Genomic DNA, 21,711 nt, shown 5'->3' with positions numbered 1-21,711 from the left:
TGCCCGTGTCCCGGGCGCGGTGCAGCGTGCAACGCTACGGCGCGTCCGGGACACGCCGCCTCTCACTTCGTCAGCGGGCAGCCGCTTTCCTTGGCGGTGAAGAAGGCCTTGTCGCCGGGGACGGTGGCGAGCAACTTGTAATAGTCCCAGGGCTTCTTGGATTCCGCGGGCTTCTTGACCTCGAACAGATACATGTCGTGGACCATGCGGCCGTTCTCGAGCACCTTGCCGCCTTGCGCGAAATCGTCCTCGACCGGCAGCTCCTTCAGCTTCTTGGCGACGGCATCGGGATCCTTGGTGCCGGCGGCCTTGACCGCTTTCAGATAGCTCAGCGTCGCCGAATAAGTGCCGGCCTGAATCATGTTCGGCATCCGGCCGGTACGCTTGAGGAAGCGCTCGCCGAGATTGCGGCTCTTGTCGTTGACGTCCCAGTAATAGCCTTCCGTCAGCACCAGACCCTGCGCGGCCTGCAGGCCGAGGCCGTGCACTTCGGCAAGCGTCATCAGGAGGCCGGCGAGCTTCTGGCCGGCGGAGACGATGCCGAATTCGGACGCCTGCTTGATCGAGTTGGTGGTGTCGAGGCCGGCATTGGCGAGGCCGACGATCTTGGCCTTGGAGCTCTGCGCCTGCAGCAGGAAGGAGGAGAAGTCCGAGGAGTTGAGCGGCACGCGCACCGATCCGACCACCTTGCCGCCATTGGCGGTGACGATCTCGCTGGTGTCCTTCTCCAGCGCATAGCCGAAGGCGTAATCGGCGGTGAGGAAGAACCAGGTGTCGCCGCCGGCCTTGGTCAACGCGCCGCCGGTGCCGACGCCGAGCGCGCGGGTGTCGTAGGCCCAGTGGAAGCCGTAGGGCTGGCAGGCATCGCCTGTCAGCCGCGAGGTCGCGGCGCCGACGACGATGTCGATCTTCTTCTTTTCCTTGGACAGGTCGTGAATCGCGAGCGCGACCGAGGAGGTCGTCAGCTCCGTGATCATGTCGACATTCTCGACGTCGTACCAGCGCCGCGCGATCGCGGTCGCAAGGTCGGGCTTGTTCTGGTGATCCGCGGTGACCAGCTCGATCTTCTGGCCCAGCACCTCGCCGCCGAAATCCTCGATCGCCATCCTGGCCGCCTCGACCGACCATTTGCCGCCGTAATCGGCATAGACGCCGGACTGATCGTTGAGGATGCCGATCTTGACGCCTTGAGCAGAGGCCGGCGCCGCCAGCACCAGGACAGAGGTTGCGACGGCGGCCAAAAGTGCTGATTTCATATGTTATCTCCCAGCAGTTTCTGTTCTGAAATCGCGCGGATACCAGTGAAGAACCCCGCGCCTGCCCATCCGCTTCAAGTTGGTCGTTAGTATGGAGGTGTGCGCAAGCAATCGGTGTCGTCCCGGGGCGCCCCGCATTCGCGGGGATGACACCGGGAGTAACGGGACGCGAGTGGCCACCACTGACATTAGGGAGCCGCCAGCTCCGGCTTCTTCCCCTCGTTCCGCCCCTCCGCCAGGTTCCGCACCACCACATAGAAGATCGGCGTGAACAACAGGCCGAACAGGGTGACGCCGATCATGCCGAAGAACACGGCGACGCCGACCGCCTGCCGCATCTCGGAGCCGGAGCCGGTCGAGATCACCAGCGGCAGCACGCCGAGGATGAAGGCGAAGGAGGTCATCAGGATCGGCCGCAGGCGCAGGCGGCAGGCCTCGATGACGGCCTCCAGCCGTGGCTTGCCTTCATTCTCGATATCGCGCGCGAACTCGACGATCAGAATCGCGTTCTTCGCGGCCAGCCCCACCAGCACGACGAAGCCGATCTGGGTGAGGATGTTGACGTCCTGGCCCATGATGCGCACGCCGATGGTGGCGGCGAGCAGGCACATCGGCACGATCAGGATCACCGCGAACGGCAGGGTCCAGCTGCCATATTGCGCGGCGAGCACGAGATAGACGAACAGCACGCAGATCGGAAACACGTAGAGACCGGCATTGCCGCCGGTGATCTGCTGATAGGACAGATCCGTCCATTCGAAGGTGAAGCCGCTCGGCAAGGTGTCGTCCGCCAGCTGCTTGATGGCGTTGAGCGCGGTGGTCGAGCTGGTGCCCGGCGCGGGCTCGCCCTGGAGCTCGGACGCGGCATAGAGATTGTAGCGCGCGACGCGGTCGGGGCCCGAGACGTCCTTGAACTCGACCACGCTGCCGAGCATCACCATGTCGCCGGAAGCGTTGCGCGTGCGCAGGCGCGCGAGATCGCTGGGCTCCTTGCGGAACGGAAAGTCGGCCTGCGCAGTGACGTGATAGGTACGGCCGAACAGGTTGAAGTCGTTGACGTAGGTCGATCCGAAATAGCTCTGGATCGTGTCGTTGATGTTCGAGATGGGAACGCCGAGCTTCTGCGCCTTGGTGCGGTCGATGTCGACGAAGAGCTGCGGGGTGTTGGCGGTGAACGGCGAGAACACCGAGGGGCCAAGCAGCGAGGGCGATTTGCGCGCCGCGGCGACAAGCTCGTCGGTGGCCGCAGCGAGCATTTCAGGCCCGCGGCCCTGGCGGTCCTGGATGCGGATGGTGAAGCCGCCGCCGGTGCCGATGCCGGGCACGGCCGGCGGCGGAATCACGATGATGAAGGCACCCTGGATTGCGGACAGGCGCTTGCGCAGCTCGACCGTGATGGCGTTCGCGGACAATCCCTTCTTGATGCGCGCCTCAGGTTCGTCGAACACCGGAAACAGCGCCGCGGCATTGCCGGCCTGCGTCCGCGTGGCGCCGGAGAAGCCGGCAAAGGCGGCGACGCGGACGATACCCGGCGTATCCAGCGCGATCCGCTCGATCTCGCGCACCACCTCGGTGGTGCGCGCCAGCGAGGCCGCGCCGGGCAATTGCACGGATACGATGACGTAGCCGCGATCCTGGGCCGGGATGAAGCCCTGCGGCGTCGTCACGATCAGCCAGCCGGCGCTGCCGATCAGCACGACGTAGATCAGGAGCATCACCACCGAATGCCGGATCACGAAATTGGCAAGGCCGGCATAGCCATGCGCCAGCCGGTCGAACACACGGTTGAACACGCCGGTAAAGGCACCCCACGCCCGCGCGATGACATTCCAGTTCGCCGGTGGCCGCTTCGCCTCGTGCGGAGTGAGGATCTGCGAAGCCAGCGCCGGCGACAGGGTCAGCGAGCAGAAGCAGGAGATCGCGGTCGCAACCGCGATGGTGACGGCGAATTGCTGGAAGAACTGCCCGGAAATGCCGCCGAGAAACGCCGTCGGCACGAACACCGCGCACAGCACCAGCGCGATCGAGACCAGCGCGCCGCCGACCTCCTCCATGGTCTTGAGGGCGGCGTCGCGCCGGCTCATGCCGTGCTCGAGATGCCGCTCGACATTCTCGACCACGACGATTGCGTCGTCGACCACGATGCCGACGGCGAGGACGAGGCCGAACAGAGTGAGATTGTTGATGGAGAAGCCCAGCGCCGCCATCACCGCGAAGGTCCCGACAAGCGACACCGGGATCGCGATGATCGGAATGATCGCGGGACGCCATCCCTGCAGGAACACCAGCACCACGACCACCACGAGCAGCATGGCCTCGTAGATGGTCTTGATCAGCTCGTGCACGGACTGCGCGATGAACTCCGTCGGATTGTAGCCGATATTGTAGTCGAGACCTTTCGGGAAGCTCTCCTTGAGCCTCGTCATGGTGTCGTTGATGTTCTTTGCCGTGGCGAGGGCATTCGATCCCGGGCGCTGCGTCACGAGCATGGCGACCGCGGATTTGCGTAGCAGGAAGCTGTTGGTGGAATACGCCAGCGCACCGAGCTCGATGCGGGCGACGTCGCGCAACCGCACGACGCGGCCGTCGGAGCCGGCCTTGATAAGGATGTCCTCGAACTGCTTCTGGTCCTTCAGCCGGCCGGTGAAGGTGAGATTCGGCTGGAAGGCACGGTCGGCGATCGGCGGCTCGGCGATCTGGCCGCCCGCGATCTGCACATTCTGGGCGCGGATCGCGGCCAGAACCTCGGCCGAGGTCAGGCCGAGATTGGCGATCCGGTCAGGATCGAGCCACAGCCGCATCGAATAATCGCGCGCGCCGAAGATCTGGATGTCGCCGACGCCGTCGAGACGCAGCAGCTGATCGCGGACCTGGAGCAGCGCGTAGTTGGAGATGTAGAGCTGGTCGAAGGTGTCGTCCGGCGACAGCATGAACACGACCATCAGGATGTCGGGCGAGTTCTTGCGCGTGGTGACGCCGTTGCGCTGGACCTCCTCCGGCAGGCGCGGCTGCGCGATCGCGACGCGGTTCTGCACCAGCACCTGGGCCTTGTCGAGGTCGGTGCCGAGCTTGAAGGTGACGGTGATGGTGAGCTGGCCGTTCGAGGTGGCCTGGCTGTAGAGATACAGCATGTCCTCGACGCCGTTGATCTCCTGCTCGATGGGAGCTGCGACCGTGTCGGACACGGTCTGCGCGGAGGCGCCGGGATATTGCGTGGTGACGACCACGGTGGGCGGCACCACCTGCGGATATTCCGAGACCGGCAGCGTGGTGTAGGCGAGCGCGCCGACGATCAGGAGCACGATCGACAGCACCATCGCCAGGATGGGCTGGTTGATGGAGAGACGGCCGAGATTCATGACTTGTCACCGGGCTTGCCACCGGCCGGTGCCGGCGCGGTCTGCGGAGCGACCTTGGCGCCGACGCGGGCGCGCTGGATGCCGTTGACGATGACGCGATCCTCCGGCTTCAATCCTTCGCGGATCACGCGCAGGCCGTCATCCAGCGGGCCGAGCACCACGGGACGCGCCTCGACGGTGTCATCGGACTTCACCACGAAAACGATCTTGCGGGACTGGTCGGTCGCGACGGCTGCATCCGGAATCAGCAGAGCCTCGTAGGGCGCGCTGCCGATCAGCCTGACACGGCCGAACTGGCCGGGCAGGATCGACAGGTCGGTGTTCTTGACGACCGCGCGGCTCCGCAGCGTCCCGGTCGAGACGTCGAGGCGGTTGTCGAGAAAGTTGATGGTGCCTTCACGCGACGGCTTGGTCTCGCCGGCGAGCGTCACCTGCACAGGGTTCGCCGTGTCGCGCGAGCTTGGGCGCCGCCCCTCGAACCACAGCTTGCTGTATTTGATGAAGGTCGCCTCGTCCATGTCGAAATAGATGTAGATCGGATCAAGGGTGACGATGGACGTCAGTAATGTCGACGTGCCGCTGTCGCTGCCCTGCACGAGATTGCCGGGACTGACGAGATGGCGGCTGACGCGGCCCGTCAGCGGCGCCGTCACATGCGTAAACTCGATATTGAGCCGGGCGGCCTTCAGCGCGCCTTCGGCCTGCGTCTCGGCGGCGTGCGCGGCCTGCAGGGCCTGACGGCGTTGATCCACCACCTGCTCGGAGACGGCGCTGCTCTGCACGAGGCTGAGGCCGCGATCGAGCTCGCGCTTGGCAAGCTCCACCTTGGCCCGAGCATCCGACAGCTGGCCCTCCGCTTGCGTCGCCACCGCCTCGAACGGACGCGGGTCGATGACGTAAAGCAGATCGCCCTGACGCACGATGGCGCCATCCTGGAATTCGACCGAGTTGACGAAGCCGCCGACGCGCGGGCGCACCTGCACCTCCTCGACCGCCTCGAAGCGCCCGGTGTACTCGTCCCAATCGGTCACGGTGCGCTTGACCGGCTGGGCCACCGTCACGGGCGGAGGTGGCGGAGCGGCGGCCTGTGACGCCGGCTTGTCACAACCGGTGAGCGTGAATGTCGCGCCAAGAAGCGCGGCGATTGCACCCAGCCGAGCCAGAACGAAATCGTGCTTTTTGACAAACCGCTCGCTGCCATCCGGTCCGCTCATCCCAGGTCCTCGCACAAAAGCCGCAGAAAACGCAGGGTACGCCCCTACCTGCGGGCGCCACAAGATGGGTGGCAAAAATGAACACTTCAAGACCGCGATGCGCGCAATGCTTCGAAGCATGGCCTGACCGGATGGCGGGTTGACAGTTCAAGAGCCGGCATCAGCGCCCTCAGCGCCTTCACACATGACGGGTGCCGGCGGCTCGGCTAGATTAACCCGCACAAGAACAAGGCGAATTGTCCGGGAGGACAGGCGTGCACCAGGGACGTGTCGTTTTCGGCGCGATCGAGGAGGTCGTGTTCGGCCATCCTGCGGCCGGCGCCATCGTCGCGCAGATGGACCGGCTGGGAGCGCGCCGCGCCTTCCTGATGGTCTCCGGCACGCTCCACCGGCACACCGACGAAATCGCGACGATCAAGCAGGCGCTGGGCCCGCGCTGCGCCGGCCTGTTCGACGCCATGCCGGCGCATACGCCGCGCGAGGCGGTGATCGCCGCCACCCTTGCGGCGCGCGAGGCGGAGGCTGATCTGATCGTCACCGTCGGCGGCGGCTCGATCACCGACGGCGCCAAGGCGGTGCAGCTTTGCCTCGCCAATGGCATCACCGATATCGACGGCATCGAGCGCATCCGCGTCCGCAAGGGCATCGCGCCCGAGATGAATGCGCCGACGGTGCGGCAGATCAGCGTTCCGACCACGATCGCCGGGGGCGAGTTCAGCGCGATCGCCGGCGTCACCGACCGCAGCACCAATGTGAAGCAGATGCTGCGGCATGCGCTGACGGTGCCGCGCGCGACCATCCTCGATCCGGCCATCACCGTGCACACGCCGGAATGGCTGTTCCTGTCGACCGGCATCCGTGCCATCGACCATTGCGTCGAAGCGATCTGCTCGCGTGAGACGCATCCTTATGCCGACGCGCAATCGGTGAAGGGCCTCGCCATGCTCGCCGACGCGCTGCCGCGGGTGAAGGCCAACCCCGCCGATCTCGACGCGCGAATGGACGCGCAGATCGGTACCTGGCTGTCGATGGGTGCGCTCGCCGCCGGCGTGCCGATGGGCGCAAGCCACGGCATCGGCTACGTGCTGGGCGCGGCCTTCGACGTGCCGCACGGCTACACCTCCTGTATCATGCTGCCGGCGGTGATGCGCTGGAATGCGCGCGACAATGCCGAGCGGCAGATGATCGTCGCCGCCGCCATGGGCTATCCCGGCCGCGATGCCGCCGACGTGCTCGATGCCTTCATCCGCTCGCTTGGCATGCCGCGCAGCCTCGCCGACGTGCGTGTGTCGCCCGAGCATTTCGAGTCAATCGCCGAGCAGGCGATGCGCACGCCCTGGGTGCCGCGCAATCCGCGCAAGATCGAAGGCCCGGCGCAGGTGCGCGAAATCCTGCTTCTCGCCGCATGATTCAGGCCGGAGGATAGATGTACACAGCTCGCCACGCCCGCCTGCGCCCGCTGCAGCCCGCCTTCATCATGGCGGCCACAGGCGAGGCCGTCACCTACCGCGAGCTGGAGGCGCGCAGCAACCGGCTGGCGCATCTGTTCCGCAAGCACGGCCTGAAGCGGCTCGACCATTACTCGATCTTCATGGAGAACAATTCGCGCTACCTGGAGGCCTGCGGCGCGGGCGAACGCTCCGGGCTGTACTACACCTGCATCAACTCCTTCCTGACGCCGGGCGAGCTCGCCTATCTGCTCGTCAACAGCCGGTCCCAGATTCTGATCACCTCGGCGGCGAAGCTCGACATCGCGCGCGAGGCGATCAAGTCCTGCCCCGATATCAAGCTCTGCATCGTCGCCGATGGCCCGGGCGAGAGCGAGCGCATCGTCGGGCTGGCGGATGTGACCGCGGACATGCCGACGACACCGATCATGGACGAGTGGCTCGGCACGGCCATGCTGTATTCGTCCGGCACGACGGGACGACCAAAAGGCATCCTGCGGCCGCTGCCGGAGGAGCCGCCGAAACACAATCTGCCGCTGTTCGATTTCCTGACCAAGCTCTGGCACTACCGTGAGGGCATGGTCTACCTGTCGCCGGCCCCGCTCTACCATTCCGCACCGCAAGCCGCCGTGAACCTCACAATCCGCATGGGCGGCACCGTGATCATCATGGAGAGTTTTGATCCCGAGCGTTACCTCGAGCTGGTCCAGCGCTGGGGCATCACGCACACCCAGCTGGTGCCGACGATGTTCTCGCGCATGCTGAAGCTGCCGGAGGAGGTCCGCAAGCGCTACGACCTGTCGTCGCTCGAGATCGCGATCCATGCCGCCGCGCCCTGCCCGGCTCTGGTCAAGGACGACATGATCAAATGGTGGGGACCCATCATTCACGAATATTACGGCGCCACCGAGGGCCTCGGCTTTACCGCCTGCAATAGCGAGGAATGGCTGGCCCACCGCGGCACCGTCGGCAAGGTGCTGCTCGGGGATCTGCACATTCTCGACGAGAACATGCGGGAGTGCCCGACCGGCACGCCGGGCCAGGTCTGGTTCAAGACGGCAACGCCATTCGAATATTTCAACGATCCGGAGAAAACCAAGGAGGCGCGCTCGCCGGACGGCAGCATGAGCACGGTCGGCGACGTCGGCTATGTCGACCAAGACCGCTTCCTGTACCTGACCGACCGCGCGACCTTCATGATCATCTCCGGGGGAGTGAACATCTATCCGCAGGAATGCGAAAACCTCCTGATCACCCATCCGAAGGTCGCCGATGCCGCGGTGTTCGGGGTGCCGAATGCCGATCTCGGCGAGGAGGTGAAGGCGGTGGTGCAGCCGATGCCGGGCGTGGTGCCGGACGCGGCGCTGGCCGAAGAGCTGATCGCGTTCTGCGCGAAATCGCTGTCGCGGCAGAAGGTGCCGCGCTCGGTCGATTTCGAGAAGGAATTGCCGCGGCTGCCGACCGGGAAGCTGTACAAGCGCCTGCTGCGGGACCGGTATTGGGGAAACAAGGCGTCAAGGATCGTGTGAGGGTTTCCGCTACGTAAGGTGCGCAAGCAAGCGCCACACGCGCAACTGTCGTCCCGGGGCGCGACGAAGTCGCGAACCCGGGACCCATAACCCCAGGGAGGAGTCGTTGCGCGCGGCGGCAACTCCGAGTCTTGGCCAAACCGCTTCCTGTGGTTATGGATCCCGGATCTTCGCTGCGCTCGTCCGGGACGACGGCGGTGTTTGTCGAGGCAGCTGCGCGCAACAGCTGCACCAGGACCATCTCTTCGCACCTGCACTCTCACATCGTGAGACACTGAAAGCCCTGCGGCCTTCCGTCATCCGAATTGTCGAGGCGGCATGCGGCGCTATCGGGGTTGCCTCCCCCGGCTTGCGTGCTATCGTCGCGACAAACAGGCCGCAAAAGGCCGATGTCCAGGGAGGATGAGCATGCGGAGCGTGTGGGCGCTTGCCGTAACGGCGGCGCTATCTGTGCTGATGGCCTCAACCACCACGCTCGCCGGCGAGCCGAAGCAAGGCGGAACCTTGCGGATGTATCACCGCGACAGTCCGGCCAACGCCTCGATCCTCGAAGGCGCGACCTATTCGGTCAACGTGCCGTTCATGGGGGTCTTCAACAATCTCGTCATTTATGATCAGCACATCGCGCAGAACAGTCCCGACACCCTGAGGCCCGAACTTGCCGAAAGCTGGTCCTGGAGCAGCGACAACAAGAAGCTGACGTTCAAGCTGCGCCAGGGCGTCAAATGGCACGACGGCAAGCCGTTCACGTCGGCCGACGTCAAATGCAGCTTCGATCTCCTGATGGGTAAATCGCAGCAGAAGCTTCGGCAGAATCCACGCAAGGCCTGGTACAACGAAGTCAACGAGATCACGACGAGCGGCGATTTCGAGGTCTCGTTCGAGCTGAAGCGGCCGCAACCCTCGCTGCTGGCGATGCTCGCGTCCGGCTATACGCCGGTCTATCCCTGCCATGTCTCTCCGGCGGACATGCGCACCCATCCGATCGGGACCGGACCGTTCAAGTTCGTCGAGTTCAAGGCCAATGAATCGATCAAGCTGACGCGAAATCCGGACTATTGGAAGAAGGGCCTGCCCTATCTCGACGGCATCGAATACACGATCATCACGAACCGCTCGACCGCGATCCTCGCTTTCGTCGCCGGCAAGTTCGACATGACCTTCCCGACGCACATCACGATCCCGCTGCTGAAGGACATCAAGTCGCAGGCGCCGAACGCGACCTGCGTCGTCGAACCGACCAACGTTTCGACCAATATCATTGTCAATTCGAGCTCCCCGCCGTTTGACAACATCGATGTTCGCCGGGCGGTGGCCCTTGCGCTCGACCGCAAGGCTTTCATCGACATCCTGTTCGAGGGCCAGGCCGATATCGGCGGCACCATGCTGCCGCCGCCTCAAGGCATCTGGGGCATGCCGAAGGACAGGCTCGAGACCATTCCGGGCTACGGCCCGAACGTGAACGCGAACCGCGAGGAGGCAAAGAAGCTGATGCAGAAGGCCGGCTACGGTCCCGACAAGCATCTGGCGGTGAAGGTCTCGACGCGCAATCTCGCGGAATATCGCGACCCCGCCGTGATCCTGATCGACCAGCTCAAGAGCATCTATATCAACGGCGAGCTCGACGTCGTGGAGACCGCCAACTGGTTCCCGAAGGTCGCGCGCAAGGACTACATGCTCGGCCTCAATCTGACCGGCAGCTCGGTCGACGACCCCGACCAGTCCTTCTACGAGAACTATTCCTGCGGCTCGGAGCGGAACTACACCAATTACTGCAACAAGGAGATCGAGAAGCTGTTCGACGTGCAATCGCAGGAGACCGACACCAACAAGCGCAAGCCGCTGGTGTGGGACATCGACAAGAAGCTGCAGGAGGACGTCGCCCGCCCGATCATCTTCCATGCAAGGGCCGGCACGTGCTGGCAGCCTTACGTCAAGGGCATCACGATCATGTCGAACAGCTCCTATAACGGCTTTCGCTACGAGGATGTGTGGCTCGACAAGTAGACCGGCAGGCTGAAGACTAGCGGCTCGCGGAGGGCGAAGGATGTTTGCCTATCTGGTGCGACGCCTCTTGCTGATGCTCGTGACCCTGTTCGGGATCTCGGTCGTCATCTTCGTCCTGCTGCGCGTCGTGCCCGGCAATATCGTCGACATCCTGTTCGCCGCCGCCGGCTATGTCGATCCCGCCGACAAGGCCAATCTGGAGAAGGAGCTCGGCATCGACCAGCCGCTGATCGTGCAATACTGGCACTGGATCAGTGGTTTTCTGCGCGGCGACCTCGGTTATTCCTATGTTTCCGAGAAGCCGGCACTGCAGGAGATATTGCCGCGAATTCCGATCACGGCAAAGCTGGCCGGCCTCGCGCTGCTGTTCTCGGCCTCGATCGGAATTCCCCTGGGCGTCATCAGCGCCGTGAAGCAGGGCACGCGGCTGGATTACGCCTTGCGCGTGGTCAGCCTCAGCGGCCTGTCGCTGCCTTCGTTCTGGCTCGGACTTTTGATTCTCACCGCGTCGGTGGCGATGTTCGGCCAGATGCCGATCTTCAACCCGAATCCGCAGACCTGGCTCGAGGCGTTCGCAACCTACGCGGTGCCGGCCGCCGCCGTCGGCTTCCGCAGCGCGGCGCTGACCATGCGCATCACGCGATCCTCGATGCTGGAAGTGCTGCGGCAGGACTACATCCGTACTGCGCGCGCCAAGGGCGCCTCCGAGGCCGCCGTGAACTATCGCCACGCGCTGAAGAACGCGATTCTGCCCGTGATCACCGTGATCGGCATCGAGGCGGCCTTCCTGATCGGCGGCCTGATCGTCACCGAGACGGTGTTCAACATCCCCGGTGTCGCCCGCTTCCTGGTCGAGGCGATCCGCTGGCGCGACTATCCGATCGTGCAGAACCTCGTGATGTTCATCGCCGTGGTCGTGGTGGTCGCGAATTTCACCGTCGACATGCTCTACGCGGTGTTCGACCCGCGGATCAGGTACACGGATTGATCGCATGATCTACTCTCACGCAGCGTGTGCGCTCTCCTTCACCTCTCCCCGCCTGCGGGGAGAGGTCGGATTGCGCAGCAATCCGGGTGAGGGGGACTCTCCGCGAGCCCAGCTCTCACCTCCCCTGCGGAGAGTCCCCCTCACCCCAACCCTCTCCCCGCCAGCGGGGAGAGGGGGAAGATAGAGCTGACATGGCCGCGATCGACTATGATCTCGAACTACGGCGCGCCGGCGCGCATGCCACCGGCGGCTGGCGGCGCGTGCTGTTCTTGGCGCAGCGGCACGTGCTCGGCGCGGCCGGGCTCATCATCATGACGGTGTTCGTGCTCACCGCGATCTTCGCCGATTTCATCGCGCGCTATGACCCGTTGACGGTCGATTCCGCGCGCGCGCTGGCTCGCCCGAGCTGGGCGCACTGGATGGGGACCGATTCCTTCGGCCGCGACGTGTTCAGCCGCATCATCCACGGCGCGCGCATCTCGCTCGCCGTCGGCATCGGCTCGACCGCGCTCGGCGGCACGATCGGCGTCATCGTCGGGCTCACGTCGGGCTATCTGTCCGGCTGGGTCGATCTCGTCTTCCAGCGCGTTTCCGACGTGCTTCAAGCGCTGCCGCTGCTGGTCCTCGCCCTGATCATGACGGCGGCGCTCGGCCCGTCCTTGCCGAACGTCATCATCGCGATCGCGATCCCGCTGATCCCGACCGTGTCGCGCGTCACCCGCGCCAACACGCTGGCGCTGCGCGAGCAGCCCTTCGTCGAAGCCGCCAAGTCGATCGGCATGAGCGAGATGCGGATTGCGCTGCGCCACGTGCTGCCGAACACGCTGGCGCCGCTGATCGTGCTCGCGACCGCCCAGCTCGGCTCGACCATCCTGACCGAGGCTTCCCTCTCCTTCCTTGGCCTCGGCATTCCCGAGCCTTATCCATCGTGGGGCCGCATGCTGTCGGAATCCGCCGCCGAATATGTCCGCACCGCGCCCTGGCTGGTGATCTTCCCGGGCATCGCCATCAGCCTCGCCGTGTTCGGCGCCAACCTGTTCGGCGACGCCCTGCGCGACATCCTCGATCCCCGGCAGCGCGGCTGATGACCAAACAATCCGATCTCGTGCTCGAGGTGAAGAACCTGAAGACGGTGTTCTTCACCAATTCCGGCCTGTTCAAGGCCGTCGACGATCTCTCCTTCAGCGTGAGGCGCGGGGAGACCCTGGCGATCGTCGGCGAATCCGGCTGCGGCAAGAGCGTCACCGCGCTGTCGCTGATGCGCCTCGTGCCCGATCCGCCCGGCCGCATCGTCGGCGGCTCCGTCTCGCTCGAAGGCACCGATCTGCTGGCGCTGGACGAAGCCGAGATGCGCGCCGTCAGAGGCAACCGCATCTCCATGATCTTCCAGGAGCCGATGACATCGCTCAATCCGGTGATGCGGATCGGCGACCAGATCGTCGAAGCCGTGCGGCTGCACCGAAGCATCCCGGCCAGGGAGGCCCAGAACATCGCCGTCGAGATGCTCCGTCTGGTGCGCATTCCCGAACCGGCGCGACGCGCGAGGGAATACCCGCATCAGCTGTCCGGCGGCATGCGCCAGCGCGCGATGATCGCGATGGCGCTGGCCTGCCGGCCGGCGCTGCTGCTCGCGGACGAGCCGACCACGGCGCTCGACGTCACCATCCAGGCGCAGATCCTGGCGCTGATCCTCGACCTTCAGAAGGAGCTCGGCACCGGGCTCGTGCTGATCACGCATGATCTCGGAGTGGTCGCGCAGACCGCGCAGCGCGTGATCGTGATGTATGCGGGGCGAAAGGTCGAGGAAGCCAGTGTCGAGGCGCTGTTCGCCTCGCCAATGCATCCTTATACGCGCGGGCTGATGGCGTCGATCCCGGCGGTCCCCGCAGCCGGAATCGTTGCTCCGGAGCGACTGAACGAGATCCCCGGCACGGTGCCCTCGCTGGTGCGCCTGCCGAAGGGTTGCGCCTTCGCGCCGCGCTGCAAGCTCGCCATCAAACGTTGCGAGGCCGAATATCCGCCGCTGGCGGATTGGGGCGGCGGCCATCTCGCCGCTTGCTGGCGCGCGGAAGAAGTCGCGGAGGTGGCATGACCGAGGCTCTGCTCGAGGTCACCGACCTCAAGAAATATTATCCGGTGCGTGCCGGCGTGCTGCGGCGGCAGGTCGGCACCGTGCACTCGGTCGATGGTGTGTCGTTCTCCCTTCAGGCCGGCGAGACGCTTGGGCTCGTCGGCGAGTCCGGTTGCGGCAAGTCGACGGTGGCGCGCAGCGTGCTGCGGCTGGTCGAGCCGACCTCCGGCAAGATCCGCCTCGACGGAGAAGACATCACGCACCTCTCCAAGTCGGCGCTACGCCCGCACCGCCGCTCGATGCAGATCGTGTTCCAGGATCCGTTCGCCTCGCTCAATCCGCGCATGACCGCCGGCGACATCGTCGGCGAGCCGCTCATCGTGCATGGTCTGGCGACCGGCAAGGCGCTGGAGGCGAGGGTCGCAAAGCTGTTCGAACAGGTCGGATTGCGCCCCGACCAGATGCACAACTTCCCGCATCAATTCTCCGGCGGACAGCGCCAGCGCATCTGCATCGCGCGCGCGCTGGCGCTGGGGCCGCGCCTGATCGTCTGCGACGAGCCGGTCTCCGCGCTCGACGTCTCGATCCAGGCCCAGGTGATCAACCTTCTGATCGACCTGCAGCGGCAGCACGGCTTTTCCTATCTCTTCATCGCCCACGACCTCGCCGTGGTCGCGCATATCAGCCACCGCGTCGCCGTAATGTATCTCGGTCGCATCGTCGAGATCGCCGGCAAGGACGAGCTGTTCCGCAATCCGAGGCATCCCTATACGCAGGCGCTGCTCGCCTCCGTGCCGATCGCCAATCCGCTGGCGAAGAAGCTCGCACCGCTGGTCGACGGCGACGTGCCGAGCCCGGTCAATCCGCCGCCGGGCTGTGCGTTTCACACCCGCTGCCGGTTTGCGATGGAGCGTTGCAAGATCGAGCGGCCGGCGCTGCTGGATGCCGGCGACGGCCACCGGGTGGCGTGTCTGCTCAATGAGGGAACGGGGCGGAGCAACGCGACTGCGTAGGGCGGGCAAAGCGACTTGTCCGCCGTAGCTCGAAGAGCGAAGTCGAAAGCGTGCCCACCACCTCTCTGCCAATCGAAACGAATGGTGGGCACGGCGCTATGCGCCTTTGCCCGCCCTACGATTGCGGATCATGCCGCAACGAGCTGATCACCGGCCAGGCCGCCAGCGCGGCAGCCAGATGCTTGAGCGTGTGGCCCGAGACGATGTGGCCCGTCGCGTCGAACACGATCGCATCGCCAAGCTCGAAAAGCTTGGCCAGCGCATAGAAGAAGATCACGCCGCCGAGCGGCACGCCAAGCGCACCGGGCCGGGGCCGCGTCAACGCCAGTCCCACGGCGAGCGCGATGCCGCCGTACTGCACGACCACCCATGGTGTGAGATTCTCGCGCGCCACCCAGGCAGCCAGCAGGCCCGCGATCATCATCAGCACGAGCACCGCCTCGCCGGCGCGCACGCTGACGCGCTCGCTGGCCGCGATGCCCAGAAATCCCGCAAACGCCACGGCCATGCCGAGGCGGTCGGCGACCAGCCGTTGCGGCGCGTCGGGGTCGAGATGATAGAAGCCTGAGCCCAGGCAGGTGAGGATCAGTCCCACGAAGAACCAGCTTGCACCGACGGGCACGTCGAGACGGCCGCGCAGCCGCTCCGAGCCCCAGACACCCATCGCGAGGAACGCAAGATTGCTCAGCACGTCGGCGGCGTTGGGCACGCCGAGCCAGGTGCGGCTGTCGACGAAATGCGGGATGTGCCAGGCGGCGGCAGGCAGCGCGGGCGCAAAGAGGGCCGCGACCGCCAAGACGAGGAGCGCCGCGGTCAGATATTTTTCGCGGGCTTGCGGGGCGCCGAACCAGAGGCGGCGCGACCCCAACGGGATTTTGGCAGCCGCCTGGACGGGATCATTTGCGTGCGACATGCGGGGCTCTCCGAGATTGAACATTGTTCAGTATTAGTAACCGAAAAATGAACAATGTTCAATGGAAACTATCGGTGACCGCCAGCTGGCATCCATCCTATTTGGAATCATGTGATATTTCAGCGCCGTAGGGTGGGCAAAGCGAAGCGTGCCCACCATCCCCTCATGATGGATCGTGGGCACGGCGCTTCGCGCCTTTGCCCACCCTACGAGACCGCCGTTTGCGACGCTACCCCGCCCCGATCTCCGCCACGATCCTGCCCGTGGTCACCTGATCGCCCTCGGCGACGTCGATCGCCGTGACAACGCCGTCGATGCCGGCCTTGTGGACGTGCTCCATCTTCATCGCTTCCAGCGTCATCACCGGCTGGCCGGCGGCAACCCGGTCGCCCGGCTTGACCAGAACGGCGACGACGCGGCCATTCAGGGCCGCGCGGACCTTGCCGTCTCCGCCATTGCTTGCGGCGGCCTTCGGCGCAGCCAGGGTGAGATCAACCACCGCAAGCGGGATACCGCGATGCTGAAGGTGGAGCCGATCGCCGTCGCGAAGGAATTTGGCGCTGTCCATCACGCCGTCGTGGCGAAAGCGGATGGCGTCAGCGGCGAGCTGCTCGATCTCGAATTTGTCCTGGCGGCCGTCGGTGGCCACGGTATAGCCGCCGTCGCGTTCGCGCGTGATCTCGAGCTCCAACGTTTGGCCGGCGATCTCGATCTTCGCGGGAAGCGGGAACGTTGCCGACAGGCTCCGGCCACTTTGCCAGGACGGCGCGCGCGGATTGGTGACGTAGAGCAGCAGGCCTGCCAGCGCCGTATCGAATGCCGCCTCTGGCCGCGGCGCCAGCAATTCGTCGCGGTGCGCATCGATGAAAGCCGTCGTCGCCTCGCCCCTGGCAAAGCCGGGGTGACGCAGACACGACATCAGGAACGCCTGATTGGTGGTCACGCCGAACGCCGTGAGCTGCTCGAGGCCAACGATCAGCCGCCCCCTCGCCTCCTCGCGCGTGGTGCCATGGCTGATGACCTTGGCGATCATGGAATCGTAGAACGGGGGGATCTCCGTGCCCGATCGCAGCGCGTGCTCGACGCGGATGCGGTCCGGCACCTGCCAGCGCGCCATGCGGCCGGATTGCGGCATGAAGTCGTGCGCCGCATCTTCCGAGCACAGCCGCACCTCGATGGCATGGCCGGAAAACGTGATGTCCCGTTGCTTCAGCGGCAACGGCTCGCCGCGCGCGACGCGCAGCTGCAGCTCGACGAGATCGAGCCCGGTGATCGCCTCGGTCACGGGATGCTCGACCTGAAGACGCGTGTTCATCTCCATGAAGTAGAACTCGCCGCTCGCATCGAGCAGGAATTCCAGCGTGCCGGCGCCTTCGTAATGCAGCGCCTTCACCGCAGCGACCGCAACCTCGCCCATCCTGGCGCGCAGCTCCGGCGTGACCGCGGGCGACGGCGCCTCCTCGATCAGCTTCTGGTGGCGACGCTGCACCGAGCAGTCGCGCTCGCCGAGATGAATGGCGTTGCCGTGGCTGTCACCGAACACCTGGATCTCGATGTGCCGGGGATTTTGGATCGCGCGCTCGAGGATGATTGTGGGATCGCCGAACGCGGCCTTGGCTTCCGACCGCGCGCTGCGCAGCGCATCCGGGAACGAGGCCGCTTCAGTGACGAGCCGCATGCCGCGGCCGCCGCCGCCGGCGACGGCCTTGATCATGACCGGGAAGCCGATCCTCCTGGCCTCCGCAAGCATGATTTCGTCGCCCTGCTCAGTGCCCTGATAGCCGGGCACGACGGGAACGCCGGCCTTCGTCATGATTTCCTTGGCACCGGCCTTGTTGCCCATCGCCTCGATCGCCTGCGGCGACGGCCCGATGAAGACCAGGCCGGCATCCTTGCAGGCTTGCGCAAACTCCTCGTTTTCGGCCAGGAAACCGTAGCCGGGGTGGACGGCATCGGCACCGCTCGCCTTGGCCGCTGCAATGATCGCGGGAATGTTGAGGTAAGACTGCGCCGGCAAGGCTTCGCCGATGCGCACGGCCTGATCGGCGTGCTTGACATGGAACGCATCGCGATCCGCATCCGAATAGACCGCAACCACGCCAAGGCCGAGCCGCCGCGCGCTACGCATCACGCGTAGTGCGATCTCGCCGCGATTGGCCACAAGGACCTTGAAGAACGGCCGGTGCTGCACTGATCCGTTCCTCATGGGCGGGCCACCGAAAACTGCATCCGCTGGGGTACGCGCGCATCGCCCTCGCGGCAGATTGCGAGCACTTCGGACAGCACCGCACGGGTGTCGCGCGGATCGATCACGCCGTCGTCGAGCACGCGCGCGCTGGTCGAGAACACGTCCATCTGGCCGTCGAACACGCCGACGATCTGCGCCTTCATCGCGTCCAGCTTGTCCTTCTCGATCGGCTTGCCGCGGCGGGCGGCGGCGGCCTCGGTCACGATCGCCATGGTCTCGGCGGCCTGCTCGCCGCCCATCACGGCCGTCTTGGCATTGGGCCAGGAGAAGCAGAAGCGCGGATGGAAGCCACGGCCGCACATGCCGTAATTGCCGGCGCCGAACGAGGCGCCGCAATAGATGGTGATCTGCGGCACCGTCGCCGAGGTGACCGCCTGGATCATCTTCGAGCCGTGCTTGATCATGCCGGCTTCTTCATAGGCCTTGCCGACCATGTAGCCGGTGGTGTTGTTGAGATAGAGCAGCGGCGTGCGGGTCTGGCAGCAGGCCTGGATGAAATGCGTCGCCTTGTTGGCGCCGGCGGGATCGAGCGGACCGTTGTTGGTGATGATGCCGATCGCCTGTCCCTCGATGCGGGCGTGGCCGCAGACCGTGGCCGGGCCGTAGCTGGGCGCCATCTCGGTGAAATCGGAATCGTCGACGATGCGCGCGATCACCTGCTTCATGTCGACCGGGCGCTTGTGGTCCATCGGCATGATGCCGAGCAGCTCGTCCTGATCATAGCGCGGCGGCTTGAACTCCGGAGCCGCCCGCCCCGGCCGCTCCCATTCCAGCGCTGCCAAGATCTCACGCGCGATGCGCAGCGCGTCGCGGTCGTCCTCGGCGAGGTAATCACCAAGACCGGACACCTGCGTGTGCATCTCGGCGCCGCCGAGCTCTTCCTCGGTCGCAATCTCGCCGGTCGCGGCCTTCAGCAGCGGCGGCCCCGCGAGAAAGGCGCGGGTGCGGCCGCGGACCATCACGATGTAATCGGACAAGCCGGTCTGATAAGCGCCGCCCGCCGTGGACGAGCCGTGCGTGACGGTGACGACAGGCAGGCCGGCCGCCGACAGCCGCGCCAGATTGCGAAAGATGTTGCCGCCGCGGACGAAGTCCTCGACGCGGTAGCGCAAGAGATTGGCGCCGGCGCTTTCAACGAGCTGCACGTAGGGCAGCTTGTTCTCCAGCGCGAGCTCCTGCACGCGCAGCGTCTTGTCGAGGCCGAAGGGCTGCAGCGCGCCGGCATCGATGCCGGAATCGCTGGCGCTGACCATGCAGCGGACGCCCGAGACGAAGCCGATGCCGGCGATGACGCCGCCACCGGGCACGCTCTTGCTCGCGTCCGGCACGTCGAACATGTAGCCTGCCAGCGTGGACAGCTCGATGAAGGGCGCGCCGGGATCGAGCACCAGCGCGACGCGCTCGCGCGGCAGCAACTGGCCGCGCTTGTGGAAGCGATCCTTTGCAGCGGCAGATGCGGCACGCGTGCGCTCCTCCAATGCGCGCATGCGGTCGATCAAAGCGAGCATGCCGTCGCGGTTGGCGTGGTAGGCGGCGCTGCCGGGGGAAACGGTGTTTTCGATGACAGACATGACTTGATCCTGCTCGTCATTGCGAGGAGCGAAGCGACGAAGCAATCCAGACTGCATCCGAGGGAGATTCTGGATTGCTTCGCTTCGCTCGCAATGACGGGTGAGGCGATACCTTACCTGTTCGTCCCAAAGATCTTCCGCGCCTCGGCCGGGCTCGCGATCTCGCGGCCCGCACGCCTTGCACAGGCGGCGATCGCCTCGATCAACTGGCCGTTCGAGGTCACCTTCGTGCCGTCGGCAAGATAGAACGTATCCTCGAGCCCCGTGCGCAAGTGCCCGCCGAGCTCGGCGCAGCGCTGGTGCAGCGGCCAGATCTCCTCGCGGCCGATCGCGGTGACCTGGAAATGCGCCTCAGGGCGCTTCAGCTTGATCAGGATCGGCAGCAGCTCGGGATCGGCAGGCATGCCGGAGGCAACGCCCATCACGAGATTATATTCGAGCGGTCCCCTGTACATGCCGACCTGGTGGTACATGCCGACGCAGCGGACGATGCCGACATCGAAGCACTCGAACTCGGGGATGGTGCCGACCGCGTTCATGACGTCGAGATAGTCCTTCACCTTCTCGACCGCGTTGTCGAACATCATCGGCGGCCAGGCCCAGGTGTTGTCGGCCTTCACCTTCAGGTAATTGAGCGAGCCGGCGTTGCAGGCGGCGATCTCCGGCTTGGTCTCGCGGATGCAGTCGAGCGCGCCGGAGTAGTTCGGCCCTGACACGCCCGAGGTATGATTGATGATGACGCCGGGGCAGGCTTCGCGGATGGCCTGCTGAATCTCCCTGCTGACGCTCACCTCCCAGGACGGCAGGTGGCCCTTGCCCGGCGCCTGCTGCCGCAGATGGATGTGCATGACGGACGCGCCGGCCTCGAACGCAGCCCTGGCCTCCCGTGCCATCTGCTCCGGCGTCACAGGCACGTTGTGCTGCTTGGGGTCGGTGAGCACGCCGTTCAGCGCGCAGGTGATGACGGCCTTGTCGCTCATGCCAACAATATCTCGCACGTTGAGAATTCAACGTTTGCGATCATGTGATGGGTGGCATGCGGCTTCTTGCGCGGAGAAGCTGAATACAGGACGAGAAACCGTAGGGTGGGCAAAGGCGCTCTTGCGCCGTGCCCACCATCTCTCCACACCCCACGAAAGTCGTGGGCACGCTTCGCTTTGCCCACCCTACAAGAGCGGTGCTAGCCCGCCTCCGCGAGCCGCACCGTCTCGGTGCTGCGATAGATCGCAAGATCGCGCGAGCCGACGAAGATCGCGCGCGGCTTCAATCCGTAGAAGCGGCGGATCGAGTGGCTGAAATGGGTGGAGTCGGGATAGCCGATGTCCTGCGCGAGATGGGCGAGGTTGAGATCCTGGTTGGCGAAGTGCAGCAAATGCCGCGCGCGCTTCCAGGCGCGGAAGGAGCGGAAAGAGATGCCGGTCTCTTCCTTGAACAGATGCAGGAAGCGCGAGGCGGACAGTCCGGCTTCGGCGGCGCAGGTATCCGCCGTCACCGGCTCGCCGGAGAAGCGCTCGATGCGGGCGACGGCCCGCGTGATGCGCGGATCGAGCACGCGGCGCGGCAGCGCCTCGCCAAAGCACATCTCGTCGAACTCGGCGGTGGTGATGTCGCCATAGCGGCGCTGGCGCAGCAACGTATAAGCGGCCAGGATCTTGCGGGCATAGGCGGCTTTGTCCGGCCCGCGCAGGCGCTCGGCCAAGGCCTCGATCACGCCATCCGGCATGCTTTCCGGCTCCAGCGTCACGCTGATCACGGTGCGATAGTCGCTGGCGATGGAATGGCGCTGGTTCGGCAGCGTGACGAACAGCTCGCCGCTGACAAGCGTGTCGTCGATCGTGAGATGCAGGCTGCCCTTCACCGCAACATAGACATGGCAGCAGCCGGGGGTCCGCTTGCGGGGGCGCCCGAGCAGGCCGGCATAGAATACCCGCTCCGGCGTGATCAGCATCAGATGGTCGGATTCGCGACCTTTATCTTCCATTGGGTTCCTCCTCGCGCGGCTCTCTGGCCGCTGCGGACGGAGGTCACCTTAGCGGAAATTTGGCCGCTGTCACGAGAGGATAGCGCTGTCATGAAACATGCATCGTCGTTCCC

15 protein-coding genes are annotated in these 21,711 nt (G+C 65.4%); 7 read left to right on the top strand and 8 right to left on the bottom strand.

Annotated features, from left to right (window positions below; all coding sequences use genetic code 11):
• Positions 1-62 precede the first annotated feature (62 nt).
• From AC066S_RS14170 to AC066S_RS14160, 3 genes are all read right to left on the bottom strand, one after another.
• Positions 63-1,256 carry an ABC transporter substrate-binding protein gene (locus AC066S_RS14170; RefSeq protein WP_478269977.1) on the bottom strand — a complete coding sequence of 398 codons (1,194 nt, stop codon included), beginning with the start codon at positions 1,254-1,256 and terminating at the stop codon, positions 63-65.
• A gap of 188 nt (positions 1,257-1,444) precedes the next feature.
• Positions 1,445-4,615, bottom strand: coding sequence for an efflux RND transporter permease subunit (locus AC066S_RS14165; RefSeq protein WP_478269976.1), 3,171 nt, complete (start codon positions 4,613-4,615; stop codon positions 1,445-1,447).
• Positions 4,612-5,829 carry an efflux RND transporter periplasmic adaptor subunit gene (locus AC066S_RS14160; RefSeq protein ID WP_164718538.1) on the bottom strand — a complete coding sequence of 406 codons (1,218 nt, stop codon included), beginning with the start codon at positions 5,827-5,829 and terminating at the stop codon, positions 4,612-4,614. Before AC066S_RS14160 ends, AC066S_RS14165 begins: the two co-directional genes overlap by 4 nt.
• A 254-nt stretch (positions 5,830-6,083) precedes the next feature.
• On the opposite strand from AC066S_RS14160, the gene AC066S_RS14155 reads away from it, so the two are divergent.
• The 7 genes from AC066S_RS14155 to AC066S_RS14125 all read left to right on the top strand — a co-directional run bounded on the left by AC066S_RS14155 (position 6,084) and on the right by AC066S_RS14125 (position 14,885).
• Positions 6,084-7,238 carry an iron-containing alcohol dehydrogenase gene (locus AC066S_RS14155; RefSeq protein ID WP_478269975.1) on the top strand — a complete coding sequence of 385 codons (1,155 nt, stop codon included), beginning with the start codon at positions 6,084-6,086 and terminating at the stop codon, positions 7,236-7,238.
• A 17-nt stretch (positions 7,239-7,255) separates the two neighbouring features.
• Entirely contained in the window at positions 7,256-8,806 is a 1,551-nt protein-coding gene (locus AC066S_RS14150; protein WP_478269974.1) for an AMP-binding protein, read from the top strand.
• A 408-nt stretch (positions 8,807-9,214) separates the two neighbouring features.
• Entirely contained in the window at positions 9,215-10,813 is a 1,599-nt protein-coding gene (locus AC066S_RS14145; RefSeq protein WP_126257167.1) for an ABC transporter substrate-binding protein, read from the top strand.
• Between the two features lie 40 nt (positions 10,814-10,853).
• A complete protein-coding gene (locus tag AC066S_RS14140; protein ID WP_126257166.1) occupies positions 10,854-11,801 on the top strand; it encodes an ABC transporter permease in 948 nt (315 codons plus the stop codon).
• Positions 11,802-11,992: 191 nt separating this feature from the next.
• Complete coding sequence (locus AC066S_RS14135) at positions 11,993-12,886, top strand: ABC transporter permease (protein WP_167767448.1); 894 nt, start codon at positions 11,993-11,995, stop codon at positions 12,884-12,886.
• Positions 12,886-13,893: an ABC transporter ATP-binding protein gene (locus AC066S_RS14130; protein ID WP_126257164.1), complete on the top strand. Its 1,008-nt coding sequence runs from the start codon at positions 12,886-12,888 to the stop codon at positions 13,891-13,893. Before AC066S_RS14135 ends, AC066S_RS14130 begins: the two co-directional genes overlap by 1 nt.
• On the top strand, positions 13,890-14,885 hold the full coding sequence (locus tag AC066S_RS14125) for an ABC transporter ATP-binding protein (RefSeq protein WP_135169008.1): 996 nt from the start codon (positions 13,890-13,892) through the stop codon (positions 14,883-14,885). Before AC066S_RS14130 ends, AC066S_RS14125 begins: the two co-directional genes overlap by 4 nt.
• A 115-nt stretch (positions 14,886-15,000) precedes the next feature.
• On the opposite strand, the gene AC066S_RS14120 is transcribed toward AC066S_RS14125, so the two are convergent.
• From AC066S_RS14120 to AC066S_RS14100, 5 genes are all read right to left on the bottom strand, one after another.
• On the bottom strand, positions 15,001-15,798 hold the full coding sequence (locus AC066S_RS14120) for a hypothetical protein (protein WP_478269973.1): 798 nt from the start codon (positions 15,796-15,798) through the stop codon (positions 15,001-15,003).
• 229 nt (positions 15,799-16,027) lie between these two features.
• On the bottom strand, positions 16,028-18,004 hold the full coding sequence (locus AC066S_RS14115) for an acetyl/propionyl/methylcrotonyl-CoA carboxylase subunit alpha (protein ID WP_478269972.1): 1,977 nt from the start codon (positions 18,002-18,004) through the stop codon (positions 16,028-16,030).
• Positions 18,001-19,617 carry an acyl-CoA carboxylase subunit beta gene (locus tag AC066S_RS14110; protein ID WP_478269971.1) on the bottom strand — a complete coding sequence of 539 codons (1,617 nt, stop codon included), beginning with the start codon at positions 19,615-19,617 and terminating at the stop codon, positions 18,001-18,003. Before AC066S_RS14110 ends, AC066S_RS14115 begins: the two co-directional genes overlap by 4 nt.
• A 113-nt stretch (positions 19,618-19,730) precedes the next feature.
• A complete protein-coding gene (locus tag AC066S_RS14105; protein ID WP_478269970.1) occupies positions 19,731-20,597 on the bottom strand; it encodes a beta-keto acid cleavage family enzyme in 867 nt (288 codons plus the stop codon).
• Positions 20,598-20,797: 200 nt separating this feature from the next.
• On the bottom strand, positions 20,798-21,598 hold the full coding sequence (locus AC066S_RS14100; protein ID WP_478269969.1) for a helix-turn-helix domain-containing protein: 801 nt from the start codon (positions 21,596-21,598) through the stop codon (positions 20,798-20,800).
• Positions 21,599-21,711: the final 113 nt, after the last annotated feature.

Source organism: Bradyrhizobium sp. CFUWI, assembly GCF_056429085.1.
The sequence above is the reverse complement of the archived record's forward strand: the minus strand, read 5'-3'. Positions and strand labels throughout refer to the sequence as shown.